This window comes from Yersinia canariae (genome assembly GCF_009831415.1).
In the GTDB taxonomy this organism is placed as follows: Bacteria; Pseudomonadota; Gammaproteobacteria; order Enterobacterales; family Enterobacteriaceae; genus Yersinia; species Yersinia canariae.
Genome location: NZ_CP043727.1, coordinates 3,509,255 through 3,528,524, shown reverse-complemented (window position 1 = coordinate 3,528,524; position 19,270 = coordinate 3,509,255). Strand labels below are relative to the sequence as shown.

Sequence of the window (19,270 nt, the reverse complement as noted above, 5' to 3'; positions counted from 1 at the left end):
AATGGCAGGTGAGCGAAGCGTCTAAAGAGAATTTTGTAAAAACCAACAAATTAGCCATCTGTGCAATTCTTCGTGATTTAAAGAAGAACGACACCGCTGTGATGGTTATGCATGCTCGTGGGCAATTTATTAGTCGTATTCTGGATGTCGTCCCTGAGACGAATCAGTTTATCTTTGATTTTGGCAGCGTGGCTCATGAGAATATTGCAGCACTTGCCGCCAACCAACTGACAATCATTGCAGAACCTACCGGCGCAAAAATTGAATTTACCTGTAGTCCCCTGAAAGAAATAAAATATTTATCTTTACCCGCTTTCAGCACCTCTATTCCTGACAGCCTCTATTTTATTCAGCGCCGGGAATATTTTCGGGTCAATATTCCTCAGTGGCCGGCTTATTATTGCGCAGGGAAATTCGCCGATGGCAGTAAGTTCTCTTACACATTAGCCGATGTTTCTTTGGGGGGGATGGGATTGTATGCCGTGAAAGGCAGTGAGTTCCCGCTCCAGGGGTGTAGCATTCTGCGTGATGTTTCAGTTGATTTATGTGGCTTTGGTATTTTTAAACTGGATTTGCAATTTATCCGAGCTATCGATAAACAAGTTGTGAATAACAAAGGTGAAACTCTCACTATGCAGCGCCTGAGCTTTAAATTCCCTCGCTTAAGCCCAATCCAAGAAAAAGGATTACAGCGGGCTATTTTTGAACTGGAAAAACAGCAAACTGCCAAGGCTCGAAAATTTCAGGATGGTATTTAGTTTCTGAAACTACCGGGTGATTACCTGCAGTCTATGCAACAGTACGTAGGCAGCAGGTGTTTCAATTTCCTTTCTGATGATCTTTATAACCGTTTGTTTCTTCTCTCTCATTTTATACCCGGATCCGTATTTTTTTCTTTGGACTATAGTTAATACTATTCAGCTTTGTTGCTGCTGTATGTTTATGCATATCGTCAGCCTTTACTCGCCTCTTTTTTGACTGAACGTTTTGCGTATCAGCCTTTTGCTTTCCACCTTCACTCAGCACTTTTGACAGCATTCGTCCTGTAAGGGTGTTTCCTGCTCAAAATCACGCGGCTCGCACAGCTCAGGAAGCTCACCTGAGCAATTCGTTTGGATACGCTCTTCTCTGGCTATCCCCGATTTTTTGTTATGCAGATTGCCTTAAGACTGTATGAGCACCCGACCAGAAAGGTACCTATGAAATTATTTCTAAAGACTATTCTTGGACAACGGCCCATTTGGGGATCACGAACTACAGTCACACCGTGGCATGATTTTGCCCCGGTAAGGGAAGAGTTATTCAGCGTGGAGCGGTTGGAGCAACACGCTGAAAGCCTTGCTAAAGCTCAGTCGATAACTACCCACCCACCACGGGTGTCCACTTTGCATGCCCGCCTCGATGATAATGCCAATACATTACTGGCGGCATATCGGGCCAGTGCCGTAGAGTTGGAAAAGGGCCGCGCAGTGGTGCCAGCGGCAGAGTGGTTGCTGGATAATTATCATCTGGTTGAAGAGCAGATCCGCGAAATTCGCGATGATTTACCGCCGGGTTATTACCGCCAATTGCCCAAACTGGCGGATGGGCCATTTGCCGGTTATCCGCGCGTTTTCGGCATTACCTGGGCATTTGTCGCGCACACTGACAGCCATTTAGATCCCGACGTTTTGTGCCGTTTTATCATGGCATATCAACGGGTTCAGCCGCTGACCATCGGCGAGCTATGGGCGGTGGCAATCACACTGCGTATTGTGTTGATAGAGAACTTACGTCGCCTTGCCGATCAGATAACACAAGGGCGTAAAGCGCGTGCAGATGCCGAGGCGTTGGCCAATCGGCTATTGGAAGCCGGGGACAGCCGGTTAGCGCTGGAGTCTGATATTGCGATGCGCTCCACCGAGCCTCTATCGGAGCAGTTTGCATCTCAGTTGGCGAAAAGGTTACGAGACCAAGACCCGCGTACCACTCCTGCGCTGGGCTGGCTGGAAGAACGCCTGAAATTACAAGGAGTTTCAGTCAGTGAAGTGGTTCAACATACCCAATTGCGGCAGGGGGCTTCCAACGTTTCAGTCCGAAATGTGATTACCAGTATGCGGCTGATTTCTGATATTGATTGGGCTGATTTTTTTGAGAGTGTCAGCTTGGTGGACGAATGCTTACGGCAAGGGAGTGCTTTTGCTAGCATGGATTTTCAAACCCGCAATCTGTATCGCAGTGCGATTGAACAATTATGTCGCGGTTCGACTTTTACCGAGCTGGAGATTGCGGGCCTTGCTCTGCAAGCAGCGCAGAATGCGGCAGCTACGGCTGAACCAGAAGATATTGACCGCTGCCGAGACCCCGGTTATCACTTGATTGGTGCGGGGCGTCGTGAATTAGAGAATCAGATAAGATTTAGCCCATCAATGCGATTGTGGTTTAGTCGGTTGAGCATCAGCCTAGGGGTTGGCGGCTATATAGGGGCAATTGTATTGCTCACTGCGGGGTTATTGGCATTGGCGCTGTGGGCGCTTTCTTTCCCTGGTTTGGCGAGCGGATGGCTGGTGTTATTTGCCTTAATCGGGTTTATTCCGGCCACTGAAGTGGCGACTGCGCTGGTCAATCGGGTCATTACCTGGAGCTTTGGCGCTACGATTTTGCCGGGGCTGGAGTTGCCCAACGGCGTTCCCGATGAGCTGCGCACTCTGGTGGCGGTGCCTACATTACTGACCAGTAAAGCAGATTTACTGGAACAAATTGAGCAGTTGGAAGTTCATCATTTGTCGGGCGCTACCGGCTCTCTGACTTTTGCCTTGTTGCTGGATGGGGTTGATGCCGATTCCCAAGTGGTCGCAAGTGATGGCCCGCTACTGGCCTTGGCCGATGAGGCCATTGCACGACTTAATCAACAATATGGCCCCGGCCCAGCAGGCCCGCGCTTCTTATTGCTCTACCGCCAGCGGATATTTAATGAAAGCGAAAATCGGTGGATGGGTTGGGAGCGCAAGCGGGGTAAGTTGCATGAGCTTAACCGCCTGTTGCGAGGGGCGACAGATACCTCCTTTATCGCCACTGCTGCCGGTGAGCCACAGGTGCCCGCGGATGTGCGTTATGTGATTACACTCGATGCCGATACCCGCCTTCCTCGCGATGCCGCCTTGCGTTTGATTGGCAAAATGGCGCATCCGCTTAATCGACCGAGATTTAGTGTTGATAAACAACGGGTTATTGACGGCTATGGCATTCTTCAGCCCCGAGTGACATTGGCCTTGCCAATGGGCAAAGGCGGCTCATTGTATCAATGGGCCTTTTCCGGCCCCGGTGGAATAGACCCTTACGCCGCGGCAGTTTCAGACGTTTATCAGGATATGTTTGGTGAAGGTTCTTATACCGGCAAGGGTATTTATGATGTTGATACGTTTGAAGCTGCATTAGCGGGTAGGGTACCGGACAATACTTTACTCAGCCATGACCTGTTTGAGGGGGTTTTTGTCCGTGCTGGCTTAGCCTCAGATATTGAAGTGGTTGAAGAGTCACCGGCGCGCTATGACGTGGTCACTAAACGCCAGCACCGCTGGACGCGTGGTGATTGGCAGCTATTGCCTTGGATTGTGAGACATAACAAAGACAGTAAAAGTATCCCATTGTTGGGCCGCTGGAAGATGGTTGATAACTTGCGGCGCTCTCTTGTCGCCCCTTTTATGCTGCTGTTGCTGGGGAGCAGTTGGATGTTGCCGATGCCCGCCGCGTCGGTTGGCGTACTGCTTGTGATGTTATTGATTGCCTTGCCCTTTTTCCTGCCGATTTTGTTTTCATTATGGCCAGCCCAAAATACTCGGCTGAGCAACCATTTACGCTCCCTATTGGATGATACCAAACGCGCCGGTAGCCAGACGTTGCTGTCATTGGTTTTTTTAGCAGATCATGCCTGGCAAATGGCGGATGCCATCGGCCGTACACTGATTCGCTTGTTTATAACGCATCGAAATTTATTGGAATGGACGACGGCAGCTCAATCGGCCGGGAAGCCGCGCCCCGGTTTATCGGGTTTTTATTACCATATGGCAGGGGGCACATTATTCGGTTTGCTGATGGCTGCCATTGCACTGATTGTCTCCCCCGCAGCCTGGCCGCTGATTTTGCCTTTTGCTGTGCTGTGGTTTTTTGCCCCTGCGATTGCACTGTGGGCCAGTCGGCCTCATCAGGAGACACCACATAAACCGATGACGGCAGACGATATTGTAGAGTTGCGCCTGACTGCCCGCCGTACTTGGCGTTTCTTCGAAACATTTGTCACGCCAGATGAAAATATGCTGCCGCCTGATAACTTTCAGGAAGACCCAAAACCGGTCGTGGCGCACCGAACATCACCGACCAATATGGGGCTGTATTTACTCTCGACTGTTGTTGCGCGTGATTTTGGCTGGGCAGGAACTTATCGTACTTTAATTCGGCTGGAAACGACTTTTGAGACGTTTCATAAGCTGGCTCGTTTTCGCGGGCATTTCTTTAACTGGTATGGCACGCAGGATCTGCGCGCTCTGGAACCTGCTTATGTTTCCTCCGTTGATAGTGGGAATCTGGCCGGGCATTTGATTGTGTTGGCCAATACCTGTGAAGAGTGGGCGGCAGAGCCATTAGCGGCCAACGGTGCCAAGGGGTTGATGGATAATCTGCTGTTGGCCGAGGTGTCGCTGAAGCAGTTACCGCCGGGAGATGCTGATTTTAAACGAAAACTTTGGGCGGTTTTGGAACAAATCCGTATGGATTTAAAAAGTGTCGGTGAAGCAGAAATGTTACCGCTGGCCTTAAAGCCGTTGTTGGCGAAAGCCTCTGCGATGGTGCATGGTGTTGCTCGCCCAATCGATGATCACGCATTCATTGATTTGAGTTATTGGATTGAGGCGTTGATTTTGGCCGCCGCTGAGCACGAATATGACCAGAAATTGACTCAAGAGATGCAGGATCAGGTCAATGACCGTTTGCTCAAATTGGCAACTCAAGCCCGCCATATGGCGCTGGAGATGGACTTTGCATTCCTGCTCGACCCTGAACGCAAATTACTGTCCATCGGCTATTCGCTGGTGGATAACAACCTTGATCCGAGTTGCTACGATTTGTTGGCTTCCGAGGCGCGACTTGCCAGCTTGTTTGCTATCGCCAAAGGGGATGTCCCGACACGGCATTGGTTCCGTTTGGGCCGAGCGGAAACCCCTATCGGCAAAGGGGCGGCGCTGATTTCATGGTCTGGTTCGATGTTCGAATATCTGATGCCGTCACTGGTGATGCGAGCGCCGGCTGGGAGCTTATTAGAACAGACCAATCAATTGGTGGTTGAACGGCAACAGTCTTATGGGCGCAGTTTGAATATCCCGTGGGGGATATCTGAGTCGGCATACAGTGCGCGTGATATCGAGTTTACCTATCAATACTCAAACTTTGGTGTGCCGGGGCTTGGGTTAAAACGCGGCTTATCAGAAAACACGGTTATCGCCCCTTATGCAACCGGTCTGGCGACGATGATTGATCCCCATGGCGCATTGCAAAATTATGAGCGGCTGGCCGATATGGGGGCGCTAGGGCGCTATGGTTTTTATGAGGCGCTGGACTTTACGCGTTCGCGATTACCGGAAAATCAGCCGGTGGTGATTGTCCGTAACTATATGGCGCACCATCAGGGGATGACCATTGTGGCCATCGCCAATACTGTGCAGCAGGGGCGGATGCGCAACCGCTTCCATCACGAGCCGATGATCCAAGCTTGTGAGTTATTGCTACAAGAGCGTATGCCGCGCAATGTGGCAATTGCCTATCCACGAACTGAGGAAGTATTGCTTTCCGCGGTGGCTGACAGTGCATTACCCACCGTGCGCCGCTTGTCTTCACCAGTGCTTGGGCCACCGGTCACTCATCTGTTATCCAATGGCCGCTACGCCGTCATGTTGACGACTGCGGGGGCCGGTTACAGCCGCTGGCGGGATATTGCTGTCACTCGCTGGCGGGAAGATGCCACTTGTGATGATTATGGCTCCTTTATTTTCCTGCGCGATTTACGCAGTGGCCGCAGTTGGTCTGCTGGGGCACAGTTAGCCGCCAGTGATAATGCTCATCGCGAAGTGATTTTTGGTGAGGATCATGCCGAGTTCATTTGCCGTGACGGCACGCTCACCAGCACCATGAATGTGCTTATCTCCAGCGAAGATGATGGTGAGGTTCGGCGGATTTCCTTGCTCAATACTGGTCGCCGTGCGCGGGAAATTGAACTGACTTCTTATGCTGAAGTTGTGCTCACTGCGGCTTCAGCCGACAACGCCCACCCCGCATTTGCCAAAATGTTTGTGGTTACCGAATTCTTGCCGGAGTTGGGGGCCTTAATTGCGACTCGGCGGCCGCGAACGGCGCAAGAACCTCAGGTTTGGGCGGCGCATTTCGCGGTAGCCGATGGCTTGCCAGTCTCTGCGCTGCAATATGAATCAGATCGCGCCAAATTTATTGGCCGTGGTAATCGGGTGGCCACCTCAGCGGCGATGCAACTGGGAGAGTCGCTATCGAACACCGTGGGAACTGTGCTGGACCCGATATTCTCACTGCGCAAAAGTTTATTGGTTCCGGCCGGTAAAACCATCACTGTTTCTTTCTGGACATTGATTGCCTCGTCAAAAGAAGACCTGCTGGATATGGTGGATAAACACCGTGACCGCAGCGCATATGACCGCGCTAAAACATTGGCCTGGACTCAAGCTCAAGTGCAATTGCGCCATTTGGAAATCAAAGCAGAAGAAGCGGCCGATTTTCAGCAATTGGCAGCGCCTATTCTGTATGCCGATGCCCGCTTCCGCTCGCCGTCCACGACTATCATGCGCGGGGCGGGGATACAGTCAATGCTATGGTCGCAATCCATTTCCGGCGATTTACCCATAGTCTTGCTGCGCATTGAAGATATTGAAGATATTGAGCAGGTGCGGCAATTACTGCGCGCGCATGAATACTGGCGTATGAAACGCCTGGCAGTTGATTTGGTTATTATCAATGAGCGGGCGTCGTCTTATGTTCAGGATTTACAAATCGCGATTGAAACTGCGGTGCGCAGCAGTCAGTCGCGCCCGCGTTTTGGTGATGAGCTTAGTCAGGGGTCAGCATATGCTTTGCGGGCTGATCTTATGAGCGCAGAAACGCGCGCATTATTGCGCTCGGTTGCACGGGTGGTGCTCTCAGCCCGTTATGGCACATTGAGCCATCAACTGAATCACCTCTTGTTCACGTTAGACAAAAAAGGGGTTCCAGCCGATAAAAAGCGGTTCGCATCAGATAAAAAATTATTTATGTCGGACAAGCGCTTGATAGCGCAAGATAAAAAAACAGTCTTTTCCCTGGTTAAATCGGCCAATTTACCCACGACGACTCAATTACCGCTATCCAAAACATTATTACCACAACCCGAAAATCTGGAGTTCTTTAATGGGCTGGGTGGCTTTGGCCAAGAAGGCCGGGAATATGTTACCTGCTTAAATGACGGTGAGAATACCCCAGCACCTTGGATTAATGTTATTTCTAATCAGGACTTTGGGTTCCAGGTTTCCGCAACGGGCAGTAGCTATACATGGGCTGAAAATAGCCGGGAAAATCAGATAACGCCGTGGCTGAATGATCCGGTCATTGATTCATCTGGTGAATGCTTGTATTTGCGAGATGAAGATTCCGGCCAACTTTGGAGCCCGACCGCGCAGCCAATCCGCGACGCTGGCACCTATATTGCTCGCCATGGTCATGGTTATAGCCGATTTGAGCATCAGGCTAATGGTATTGGTATGGCATTACTGCAATATGTGCCACTGGCCGACCCTATCAAGATATCTCGCCTGACGTTGCACAATATGTCGGATAAACCTCGACGTATCTCGGTAACGGCATATGCCGAGTGGGTTTTGGCGACGTCTCGCGGCGCAACCGGGCCATTTATTATCACTGAGATAGATGAGCTAACCGGTGCGATGTTGGCGCGTAATCCGTGGAGCACGGCTTTCCCCGGCCGGGTTTCTTTTGCCGACCTCAATGGTCAGCAAAGTCGCTGGACAGCTAACCGAAGTGAATTCCTTGGCCATTATGGCAATAGCGCAACACCTTTTGCATTGTTGGGAAATACGCCGCTGTCAGGCGCGACCGGTGCGGGGTTTGACCCCTGTAGCGCACTACAGCAGACCATTGAACTGGCCGCCGGTGAGCAGGTTGAAGTGGTTTGGCTTATTGGTCAATGTCATTCGGTGAGTGAGGCGCAAGCTTTGATTGCGCGCTACCGTGCTGCCAATCTGGATACAGTGCTGACTGAAGTCATCAATGAGTGGCGCAGTGTGCTGGAAGCGGTTCAGGTGAAAACCCCAGACAGGCAGATGGATATCATGCTCAATGGTTGGCTGCTGTATCAGACGCTAGCCTGCCGGGTTTGGGCAAGGTCGGCGTTTTATCAGGCCAGCGGGGCTTATGGTTTCCGTGATCAATTACAAGATGGCATGGCATTGACCTTTGCTCAGCCGGAGATGACTCGCCACCACCTGCTGCGTGCGGCTGGGCGACAATTTATTGAAGGCGATGTTCAGCACTGGTGGTTACCTCATTCAGGGCAGGGCGTGCGCACCCGAATCTCTGATGACCGGGTTTGGCTCTCTTATGCGACAGCTACTTATATTCTTGTCAGCGGCGACGCTGCGGTATTAGATGAAATCGTGCCTTTCCTCGAGGGGCCGATATTGCATCCGGGCGAACATGATGCTTTCTTCCAACCACAGGTGGCTCAAGAGACGGCCTCTTTGTTTGAGCACTGTGCCAAAGGATTAGATCAATGTATTGAACTGACCGGCGAGTTGGGCTTGCCGTTGATGGGAACCGGTGACTGGAATGACGGGATGAACCGGGTCGGTGAAGAGGGCAAAGGGGAAAGTGTCTGGCTAGGTTGGTTGCTGGTGGCAACACTGAAAATGTTTATTCCGATCGCGAAAGAACGTGATCCGCAGCGGGCCAGCCGGTGGCAACATCACCTCACAGACTTAATTGCTGCATTGGAGTGGGAAGCATGGGACGGCGATTGGTATCGGCGCGCCACTTTTGATAATGGCAGTTGGCTGGGCTCCAAAGAGTGCGACGAGTGCCGCATAGATTCTATTGCCCAATCATGGGCGGTGTTATCTGGAGCGGCTGATCCCCAGCGAGTCGTACAGGCCATGGCCTCACTGGAGCACCATCTTATTCGCCCGGATGATGGCATGGCGTTATTGTTTACTCCACCGTTCGACAAAACACCTGATGACCCCGGCTATATTAAAGGTTATCCACCAGGATTGCGTGAGAATGGCGGGCAATATAGTCATGCCGCGATGTGGGTGATTTTTGCCTTTGCTGAGTTAGGGGAGGGGGATAAAGCCCGTAATTTGTTTGCATTACTCAACCCGATAAATCATGGGAATACCCCGCAGGGGATTGCGCGTTATAAAGTTGAACCCTATGTGGTCGCTGCGGATGTTTATTCCGTCGCCCCGCATGTTGGGCGGGGGGGCTGGACATGGTATACCGGATCCGCAGGTTGGATGCATCGCGCGGGTATTGAAGGCATTTTAGGGATTCGGCGCGAGGGGGAAGAATTGGTCATTAATCCTTGTATTCCAGTTGGTTGGCAGGGGTTTGAAGCAACCATTAACCTTGCGAATACTTGCTATGCTATTCGAGTTGAAAACCCGGCGCAGCGCGGTCAGGGGATAAGTTCAGCGACATTAAATGGTTCATCTGTCACCCATCATTGCGATGGATTACGAGTGCCGCTGGACGGGGGTGAGTATGAACTGATTATCATTTTATAGTGATGGTTGCTCTGTCGGGATAGGCATTTTTGATGCAATCGGAAGAGTCAATCAGCGCTATCTCGACTTAACAAAATAAAAGCTGAAAAATATGTTGAATTATCATGCAACTGCCCCAATATTATAAGCTGAAAAATAAGGAGAATTAAGTATGGGGATCAGCGAAGAAGAGAGTATCCGCCGTTTGACTGATGAGAAAAGCTCTATTGGTCACTCGGCTAAATGGGTAGCAATTATTTCTGCTATCTATTTCATTATTATGTTGTTTTACCAACATGAGTTGGGCGTATTAACCTTGGCAGGTGGGATTTTTGTGGTGTCATTCTCGATCTGGATGAAAAAACGCCAGAAAGTGAAGTCTTACAAGGATCAACTGCAACAGATGGGTAATGACAAGATGATTTAATCTAGCGCCCACACACCGATTAGGCTGATTTGTCAGAGGAACAGCAGGTGACAATCCTGATTAACTGTTCGTCCGATTTTCAAGCTTTTATCTATTTTCGTTTGCTGACCTGCAAGCGCATCCGTAATATTGCCTTTATCTCTATTATGATTTGTCCGTCGGTTGTAGCGATTTAGACATATTAAATCCCGTCACGACAAATGCCATTTGCTCATATAATCTTTTCGCTTGTGGATTATCTGCCGCAACGCGTAGCTTTATCTCAAATATATCTTGAGCAACCAACAGATTTTCCAATGCCTGTAAACAGGCCGAGCCGTAACCTTTGCGCTGATACTGTGGTAAAACATAGAAATCTTTAATAAAGGCCGCGCTATCACTTTCGCCTAAGCCATACCATAAATAACCCACCACTTGGTCATCATGACTGATATCGCCGGTATTTTCGATACAATACAAATGATCGCCAGAACTATTAACCCCATCTGGTAGATAGCTATCAAAGAGGTATGTGGCATGAGCTACGGCCTGTTCGATGCTATAGCCACTATTAGACGATAAATCTTGCGCATATTCGGTAATAAATAAATTCCGATAGTCATTAAGTTCGTCAGTCCGCATTGCCCTGAGTGCTACCATGATGTTTTTCCTATGTGAACGCGCTATTGTGATATTTCAGTTTACAGACACTGCCCATAACTTTGGCTATATAGTAGATTTAATTTGGGAAAAGCAAAGTAAAGCTTTTGGGATAATGATATATATAAATAAAATCAGATAGTTAAATTATAAATGGGGATGTAATGACAACACAAAATAGCCATAAAGATGCAGTTGAAAGGCAGTTTGGTGATCAAGCAAATGCCTATTTGACCAGTGCAGTACATGCTCAGGGTAAAGATTTACAGCGCCTGGCGACACTGCTGCAACCCCATGCTAATGCCCGTTTGCTTGATCTTGGCTGTGGTGCTGGGCATGCTAGTTTTGCTGCCGCCGCAGCGGTCAAATCAGTGGTTTCTTATGATCTTTCAGCCCAAATGTTAGACGTTGTCCATCAGGCGGCGGCAGATAAGAACCTGGCTAATATTGAAGTAAAACAAGGCGTAGCGGAATCATTACCCTTTGCTGACCAAAGTTTTGATATTGTTATCAGCCGATATTCAGCTCATCACTGGCATGATGTTGGCCAAGCTTTGCGCGAAGTTAAGCGGGTATTACGCCCTGGCGGTAAAGTTATATTTATGGATGTGGTCTCCCCCGGACATCCTGTGCTGGATATTTATCTGCAAACTGTGGAGGTGTTACGTGATACCTCGCATGTACGTAATTACTCTCCAGGTGAATGGCTAGCGTTGTTCACCGAAGCAGGATTAGTCATTAATGAAGTGACCTCCGACCGGTTATATTTGGAGTTCAGTAGCTGGATTGCCAGAATGCGTACACCGGCACATTTCGCGACGGCTATCCGCGAACTACAAAAATTGGCATCTGATAGTGTGATTAATCATTATGAGATTCAAGCTGATGGTTCATTCACCAGTGATATTATGATGATTGTTGCAAGACGTAGTTAAATAGAGACAAAGTTGGGCGGCGGTATAATAGGCCGACGTCCACATTTTGTTATTTTTATTCATTATCGCGCACGACACAGATTTATTTATTTCCTCCATATTCTCCTCACAATGATTGATCTTCTTTACATAGCATTACGCCCCCTTGCATTGGTCCGTTCATAATTAACCTCACAAGGACATTACATATAACCCGTCAGTTGGAGCATATTATGAAACTATTACCTGTCATCGCAGCTGCACTTATTGCCACCGCCTCATTTACCACTATGGCCGCGCAAGAAGTCAGCTCAGAACAAGCAACTAAATTGCAAAGCATAGGGGTTATTTCTCTTTCTAATGTCAGTGGTTCACCGATGGATGTTGAGTCGGCACTGAATGCGAAAGCGGATGCAGATGGTGCCAGCCATTATCGAGTTATTGGTATCAGTAACCCAGGTGACTCGAGTAATTACAGCGCCAGTGCCGAGATTTATCGTTAATTTTTCACCATAAGTGATAGTTAATGAAATAGTTAGATACAGTATTGGTATTGATTATAAGCCCGATATGACAATAGCGATCCATTGTTATATCGGGTTTGTTTATTCAATACTTGATAGTATTCATAAAGACAGATTTCTTCTATTTATATGCAGAAAATAGTTAACTTTTAGAGCAATCTTAATGAGAACTTAAGGAAAATAAGGTGTTATTGTAGTCCATCCGGGTTTCCGAGGAGCGGCTATGTTAAACACTGTCCGGCGTAATTTTAAAAGTCAGTTTTCTTATTTACAGCGTTTTATTGCCTCGCCACGCACCATAGGTACGTTGGCTCCTTCTTCGCCTTGGTTATGTCAGGCGATGTTGAACCAGGTAGATTGGAAAAAAAACCTTAATATTGCTGAGTTAGGTGCTGCTGATGGGGTGCTCACCAAGCGAATTTTGTCGCATATGTCAGTAAACTCCCGCTTACAGGCTTACGAAATCCAGCCACATTTTGTGCATGCATTACATCAGATCAATGATCCGCGTTTGCAGGTTGCTTTCCGATCCGCTGAACAATTGGATCAAGATTACGATGTGGTGTTTTGCTGTCTGCCATTACTATCAATCCCCACCAAGATAAGTATCAGGATATTACAGCAGGCCCAGTTGCGTTTGCGGGCAAACAATGGCTTTTTGGTTTTGTTCCAATATAGCCACCTTTCTGAACCGCTATTATCCCGCTATTTCACTTGGAAAAAAATACGAGTAGTACGTAATTTCCCTCCTGCTTTGGTCTATATTTGCCAGCCTCGTTAGAGGCGAATTCCTGATATTCCCCTCATAAGTGCTACGCCATCCCTCTGGTTTGCCAGAGGATTATCAGGCGAAAAGCGCAATTTTCTCTCCCAAGAGCAAAATTGAGGGTGAATTTCAGCCACTTTTACCTCATATGCCAATGATGTAGCCAATTAAATTGAAAATGCCAATGATAATGATTATCATGCGCGACTGTTTTTTATTATTATGTGAAGTGCATGCGCTATTTTCAAACTCTATTGGTTTTTTGCTTGTTAACTCTTTCTCTCAACAGTCAGGCAAAAAGTGTCACCGATATTCTCGGGCGTCAGGTCGTTGTACCGGATAACCCGCAGCGCATTATTCTGGGTGAAAGCCGGATGTTATATACATTGGCGTTATTAGAACCCGGCAATCCGGCACAACGTATCATTGGTTGGCCCGCAGATCTTGAGCGTTTCGATGCGCAAAGTTGGCAGCTTTACACTCAAAAATTTCCTGAAATCGCGCAAATTCCAATAATTGGTAGTGGAAATATTCGTCAGGTAAATCTTGAACGGTTAATCCAATTACAGCCCGATCTGATCATTTTGCCGCGATTTGCTCGTGCTGAAGGTGATGATGGGACTTTGGCTGGCCTAACAAAAGCCGGTATCCCGGTTATCTATGTGGATCTCCGTGTTGATTTGTTAAAACACACAGTCCCCAGTATTAAACTTTTGGGCGAGGTCTTGAATCAGCAGGCCCGTGCTGAACAGTTTATCAATTTTTATCAGCAACATATGCAGATTATCCAGCAGCGTCTGGCTCATTATTCAGGGCGAAAACCGACGGTCATGCTGCATTTGCACCTCGGGCGGCGCGAAAGCTGTTGCACCACAGCTTCTAAAGGTAATCTCGGTGATTTGATTGCTTTTGCCGGTGGCGACAATATCGCCACTTCTCGCATTAACAGTGTTTACGGCGAGCTAAATCCAGAAAATGTGCTGCAAGCGAATCCTGATATCTATATAGCTACCGGTATGGCCGGTCCAACAGGAAAACGTTTCTCCAGCTTACAATTGGGGCCGCTGGTTAATACTGAGCAGGCACAGCACAGCTTCCAGCAAGTGCTAGCAGAACAACCCATTCTTTCTCACCTTAACGCCGTGACACAGGGCCGGGCCTACAGTATTTGGCACAATTTCTATCTCAGCCCTTACCATGTTGTGGCGGTAGAAATGTTTGCTAAAGCCTTCTATCCCGACCTATTTGCCGATATCAATCCGCAGCACACTTTCCAACAATTATATCAACAATTTTTGCCGTTACCTTTCTCAGGGATTTATTGGAGTCAGCTAGAAAATGAAAATAATTAAGCACCAGCATATGTACTGGTGCAGCCTGCCACTGCTTGTTATTGGGTCTGCTACCCAGGCGGCTGACACTCAGACAGCAACTAAAAATGGCGAAGAAAAAACTAAAATAGTGGTGATTGGTCAGCAAAGTGATGCCGACACACAAAGCTATCAACCGACCATGAGTGTGACCGGGACACGTACGGAAACCAACCTGTTGAATGTGCCACAGGCGGTTAATGTGGTTCCACGACAAGTATTGCGCGATCAGGCGGTAAGAAACATTGATGAGGCGCTGTATAACGTCAGTGGCATTACTCAATCGAATACATTGGGTGGTACGCAAGATGCTGTCATCAAACGTGGGTTCGGCGATAACCGTGATGGTTCCATTTTGCGAGATGGTGTGCGTTCGGCACAAGCGCGTAATTTTACGCCGACTACTGAGCGGGTCGAAGTTCTGAAAGGCCCGGCATCCATGTTATATGGCATGGGGGAGCCGGGTGGTGTAATCAATATGATTACCAAGAAACCGCAGTTAGCGCAGCAAACACATATTGAAAGTTGGGGCAGTAGTTTCAAAGGCGGCGGCGGTCAGTTGGATGTCACCGGCCCATTAGGCCAATCCGGTTTTGCTTACCGGATGATTGTTGATCACGATGAAACCGATTACTGGCGCAATTTTGGTCGGAATCGCCAAACTGTCGTCGCGCCTTCGGTCATGTGGTTTGGTGAAACCACCACGGTGCGTGTTGCTTACGAACATATGGAATACCTCACCCCCTTTGATCGCGGCACCATTATTGATAGCCGCACGGCCAAGACGGTAGATACTCCGCGAGATCGCCGCTTTGATGAGGCCTATAACGCGACTCGTGGTGACCAGGATAATATCACTCTGCAAATTGATCAGGTGCTTAATGACGATTGGAAAAGCTCCCTGACATATGCTTATAACCGCAATAGTTATAGTGATAACCAGGCCCGGGCATTATTGCTAAATCCGACGACCGGGGTCTTAAGTCGTCAGGCGGATGCGACCGCCAGTGCGGTGAGCCGTGCTCAGGCAGTGCAGCTGACACTCAATGGCGACCTTGATCTGGGTGGCATGGGCCATCAGATGCTCTTTGGTTTTGATTATGAGGACAACCGCACATATCGTGGCGATATGATCCGGGGTAAAAAGAATTCAGATTTTAATATCTATCATCCGGTATACGGTTTGATGCCGCCTTCGACAGCAGTCAGTGCTAAAGACAGTGATCAGCGCGAAAACCTGAAAAGTTATGGTTGGTTTATGCAAGACTCCATTGAATTGACCGAAAAATGGATTGTACTGGCAGGTTTACGTTACGATCATTTTGATGTTTTTGCCGGTAAAGGTCGGCCTTTCATTACCAATACTGATAGCTCCAACAGTAAATTAGTTCCCCGCACTGGTGTGGTCTATAAGTTGACACCAGAAGTCTCTTTATATGGCAGTTACAGTGAGTCTTTTAAACCTAACTCATCTATCGCCACCCAGATAGATTCATTGCCACCGGAGCAAGGCCAGTCTTGGGAAATTGGTAGCAAAGTGGAATGGACTAATGGGGTGACGGGGACTTTGGCACTGTTTGATATTGCCAAACGTAATGTCATGGTCAATGAATTAGTGAATGGCGAAACCATCACGCGCACCGCAGGTCGTGTCCGCTCACAGGGCGTTGAATTAGATATTGCAGGGCAGCTGACGGATAATTTAAGCGCAATTGCCACTTATGCTTATACTGATGCAAGAGTGACGCAAGATCCTGATAATAAAGGTAATCAGATGGCTAATGTTGCCCGTAACAGCGCATCTCTATTCTTGACTCAGGCATTGGGGTCTACTGGTTGGCAAAGTGGTGATGATTTAAGAGTGGGTGCCGGAACACGTTATGTCGGGCGGCGCGCCGGTGATGCGGCAAACAGTTTTACCTTAGATGATTACACGGTGGCCGATGCATTTATTTCCTATTCATTACCGATTAATAATTATCGCGTGAAATGGCAACTTAACGTGAAAAACTTCTTTGATAAAACCTATTATCCATCCAGTGGTGGTAATCTTCGGGTTGCGGTGGGTGAGCCTCGGCAGTTTGTTTTGCGTGCCAGCGTTGATTTCTAATTACGGCCATCACCCGATGTGAATCATTGTTCCACATCGGGTGATGATTAAATATCACCATTATCGGGTGTATCGATAATTTTACAATATTGTAAAGTTTGCACTACCTTCAATTATAGGTATGATTTGCACCTACATGCAGGGCTAAGTGTAATTCAGTTTAACCGGTCAATAAGAGTGGCCGGTTTTTTGATGTCGAGAATTTATCCTCAAAAGTGGATGCGAAAGGACTTTCAAGTAATGACTCAGACTATCTTTATGGTCGGCGCACGCGGTGCAGGTAAGACAACAATAGGAAAAGCGTTGGCACAGGCGTTGGGATATCGCTTTATTGATACAGATTTATTTATGCAGCAAACTTTGCAGTCGAGTGTGGCCGAAATAGTCGCCCGCGAGGGATGGAATGGTTTTCGTCTGCGGGAAAGTATGGCCCTACAGACGGTTACTGCACCTAAAACGGTAGTCGCTACGGGGGGCGGTGCGGTCTTGTCCGATGAGAATCGCACATTTATGCGCCATCACGGCAGCGTGATTTATCTGCGCGCATCAGCCAATATATTGGCAGAGCGTTTGGCGGAAGATCCCGAAGACGCCCAGCGGCCCAGCCTGACGGGCAAACCGATTGTCGAGGAAATGCTAGATGTGTTGGCCAGTCGGGAGCCGTTATATCAGGAGGTCGCCCATCATGTGCTAGATGCTACTCAGCCGCCAAAAGAGGTTGTTGAGCATATTTTGCAAATTCTGGCTGATGAGAAGGTGAAGTAGTGGCTCGGCACAAAAAGCCTGTAATTAAAAATGTAAGATACGCTATTTATAGAATGAATAGCTTGCCTACCTGATTGCCTGTTAATTATACGAAGCGTACAATTATTACCTACGTAATCATTTTGACATAAATTATTTACGTCAATTAATGCCACTCAAGGCAAGGCCACCAAGGCGGGCCGATGAAAACCTTCAAGTCATTTATTCATCAACATACCAATTTTATGCCAGCATTCTGGTCAATATTGATTGTTGTGTTTGAAACCTCGCTGGCGCTGTACATTCTGCGCAATCTCTAATGCTCCCTGATTTTCAACTTATCAACCTTCACCCTTATGCTGTGGAGGTATTTGTGGGTTAGCCGATAACGACTTTCTACGAGCAGAAAATTGGCCTGAGAGGGTAAAATCGTATGCTTTCTCCGCAACTGTTGCAGTGAATCCGGTTATGATCCCATTTCGCCATAATAATCAGTGACAGAACATTTATAGTGACTCTAATATGAAAGCTCAATCTTGATTAAGGCGCGGGTGTAAAACTATGCTGAAATTTAATGAGTATTTTACCGGGAAAGTGAAATCTATTGGTTTTGACAGTGACAGCATTGGGCAAGCTAGCGTTGGGGTGATGGAAAAGGGCGAGTACACTTTCAGTACGGCTAAGCCGGAAGAGATGACTGTAATAACCGGTTGTTTAAAAGTACTGATTCCTGGTTCATCAGGCTGGGAGGTTTTCAAACCAGGTGAGACTTTCTATATCCCAGGGGAAAGTGAATTTAATTTGCAAGTTGCTGAAGCATCTTCGTATTTGTGTAAATATTTGAGCTAATAACTCTTTGAATTTGCCCTCTCAAACACCGAGAGGGCTATACTTTTTGCATTTGGGGCTATAGCGATATCAGTGCTGAGCTTCGCCACCCAAGGCTTCAATCAGATTTTTAATCAGAGCAGCTAACTCGCTGGTCATCAGAATAAAATCGGCATCAAAACGCTGGGCAAAATCTTCCCGATCAATATCTTCGTTCTGCTCACGCAGGGTGTCAGAGAATTTCAAACGTTTTAATGAACCGTCATCGGATAAAACTAGCTGAACACGTTCTTGCCAATCCAGCGCTAACTTAGTGACCAACTTACCCGCTTCAATATGCACCGCGATTTCATCACTGAATAAATCCTGTTTCTTACAGCGGATAACACCACCATCTTCCAGAATAGCTTTCAGTTCAGCTTCATCCATCAGGGCAAAGCCGGCCGGTAATTCTTTGCTGCGAACCCACTCAGTTAAAGTCAGTTCAATAGGATTTTCTAATGTCAGGGGGACAACGGGCAAAGAACCCAAGCTTTTACGCAGTAATGCCAAAGTATCTTCGGCACGTTTGGCACTGGCGGCATCGACCATAATTAGGTCATTGACAGTATCAATCCATAAGAAGGTTTGGTTAAAGCGGCTGAATGCACGTGGCAATAAGCTGTGCAAAACTTCATCTTTTAATGAGTCTTTTTCAGTTTTTTTCAGTTTGCGATGTTGTTCACCTTCCAACCGCTCTATCTTGGCTTGCAACTCTTGCTTAATCACTGGCGATGGTAAGATTTTCTCTTCTTTTCGCGCACAAATAACGATTTGACCATTAACCGTATGGGTTAATGCATCGCTGTGTGAACCCATCGGTGATACCCAACCGGTCTTTGCCATATCCTGACTGCCGCACGGTGTGAAACTGAGGGCGCTTAACTGTTTCTCCATTTCATCCGCAGACAGTGAAACTTCCCGGCTCAAACGGTAAACCATTAAATTCTTAAACCACAGCATAGTATTATCCCTGGCTCGGGCGCGCTTGGGGCGCGCGAGTTAATCAAACGCAGGGCGGCATAATAACGAATTGAGGCGTCGACCCCTAGTAAAAGAATAAGAAAAAAATGGTGCGGGCTGGTAAATCGCAGCAGCGG

General features: G+C 47.9%; 12 protein-coding genes. 10 read left to right on the top strand and 2 right to left on the bottom strand.

Annotated features, from left to right (window positions below; translation table 11 throughout):
* Nucleotides 1-8: 8 nt before the first annotated feature.
* The 3 genes from F0T03_RS16290 to F0T03_RS16280 all read left to right on the top strand — a co-directional run bounded on the left by F0T03_RS16290 (nt 9) and on the right by F0T03_RS16280 (nt 10,236).
* Entirely contained in the window at nt 9-758 is a 750-nt protein-coding gene (locus F0T03_RS16290; protein WP_145557333.1) for a flagellar brake protein, read from the top strand.
* Nucleotides 759-1,199: 441 nt separating this feature from the next.
* Complete coding sequence (locus F0T03_RS16285; RefSeq protein WP_159679483.1) at nt 1,200-9,830, top strand: glycoside hydrolase family 94 protein; 8,631 nt, start codon at nt 1,200-1,202, stop codon at nt 9,828-9,830.
* Nucleotides 9,831-9,981: 151 nt separating this feature from the next.
* Nucleotides 9,982-10,236, top strand: a complete 255-nt coding sequence (locus F0T03_RS16280; protein WP_145557336.1) for an ABC transporter ATP-binding protein — start codon at nt 9,982-9,984, stop codon at nt 10,234-10,236.
* Between the two features lie 144 nt (nt 10,237-10,380).
* On the opposite strand, the gene F0T03_RS16275 is transcribed toward F0T03_RS16280, so the two are convergent.
* Nucleotides 10,381-10,875 (bottom strand): GNAT family N-acetyltransferase, encoded by a 495-nt coding sequence (locus tag F0T03_RS16275; protein WP_145557338.1) that lies wholly within the window; start codon nt 10,873-10,875, stop codon nt 10,381-10,383.
* A 164-nt stretch (nt 10,876-11,039) separates the two neighbouring features.
* Here F0T03_RS16275 and F0T03_RS16270 point away from each other — a divergent pair, with 164 nt between their 5' ends.
* The 7 genes from F0T03_RS16270 (at nt 11,040) to ppnP (ending at nt 18,152) form a co-directional block, all read left to right on the top strand.
* A complete protein-coding gene (locus tag F0T03_RS16270; RefSeq protein WP_159679481.1) occupies nt 11,040-11,810 on the top strand; it encodes a class I SAM-dependent methyltransferase in 771 nt (256 codons plus the stop codon).
* Between the two features lie 212 nt (nt 11,811-12,022).
* Nucleotides 12,023-12,292, top strand: coding sequence for a YdgH/BhsA/McbA-like domain containing protein (locus tag F0T03_RS16265; protein WP_145557343.1), 270 nt, complete (start codon nt 12,023-12,025; stop codon nt 12,290-12,292).
* Nucleotides 12,293-12,536: 244 nt separating this feature from the next.
* Nucleotides 12,537-13,094 (top strand): class I SAM-dependent methyltransferase, encoded by a 558-nt coding sequence (locus tag F0T03_RS16260; RefSeq protein ID WP_145557346.1) that lies wholly within the window; start codon nt 12,537-12,539, stop codon nt 13,092-13,094.
* 218 nt (nt 13,095-13,312) lie between these two features.
* Entirely contained in the window at nt 13,313-14,431 is a 1,119-nt protein-coding gene (locus tag F0T03_RS16255; RefSeq protein ID WP_159679478.1) for an ABC transporter substrate-binding protein, read from the top strand.
* A complete protein-coding gene (locus F0T03_RS16250) occupies nt 14,418-16,559 on the top strand; it encodes a TonB-dependent siderophore receptor (RefSeq protein ID WP_159679475.1) in 2,142 nt (713 codons plus the stop codon). The genes F0T03_RS16255 and F0T03_RS16250 overlap by 14 nt, the downstream gene beginning before the upstream one ends.
* Nucleotides 16,560-16,799: 240 nt before the next feature.
* Nucleotides 16,800-17,324 carry a shikimate kinase AroL gene (aroL, locus tag F0T03_RS16245; protein WP_145557353.1) on the top strand — a complete coding sequence of 175 codons (525 nt, stop codon included), beginning with the start codon at nt 16,800-16,802 and terminating at the stop codon, nt 17,322-17,324.
* A 540-nt stretch (nt 17,325-17,864) separates the two neighbouring features.
* Nucleotides 17,865-18,152: a pyrimidine/purine nucleoside phosphorylase gene (ppnP, locus tag F0T03_RS16240; protein WP_145557355.1), complete on the top strand. Its 288-nt coding sequence runs from the start codon at nt 17,865-17,867 to the stop codon at nt 18,150-18,152.
* Nucleotides 18,153-18,221: 69 nt separating this feature from the next.
* Here ppnP and rdgC read toward each other — a convergent pair whose 3' ends face one another.
* The gene (gene rdgC, locus F0T03_RS16235) at nt 18,222-19,133 is read right to left on the bottom strand and encodes a recombination-associated protein RdgC (RefSeq protein WP_004392281.1); all 912 of its coding nucleotides are present in this window, start codon (nt 19,131-19,133) and stop codon (nt 18,222-18,224) included.
* Nucleotides 19,134-19,270 lie beyond the last annotated feature (137 nt).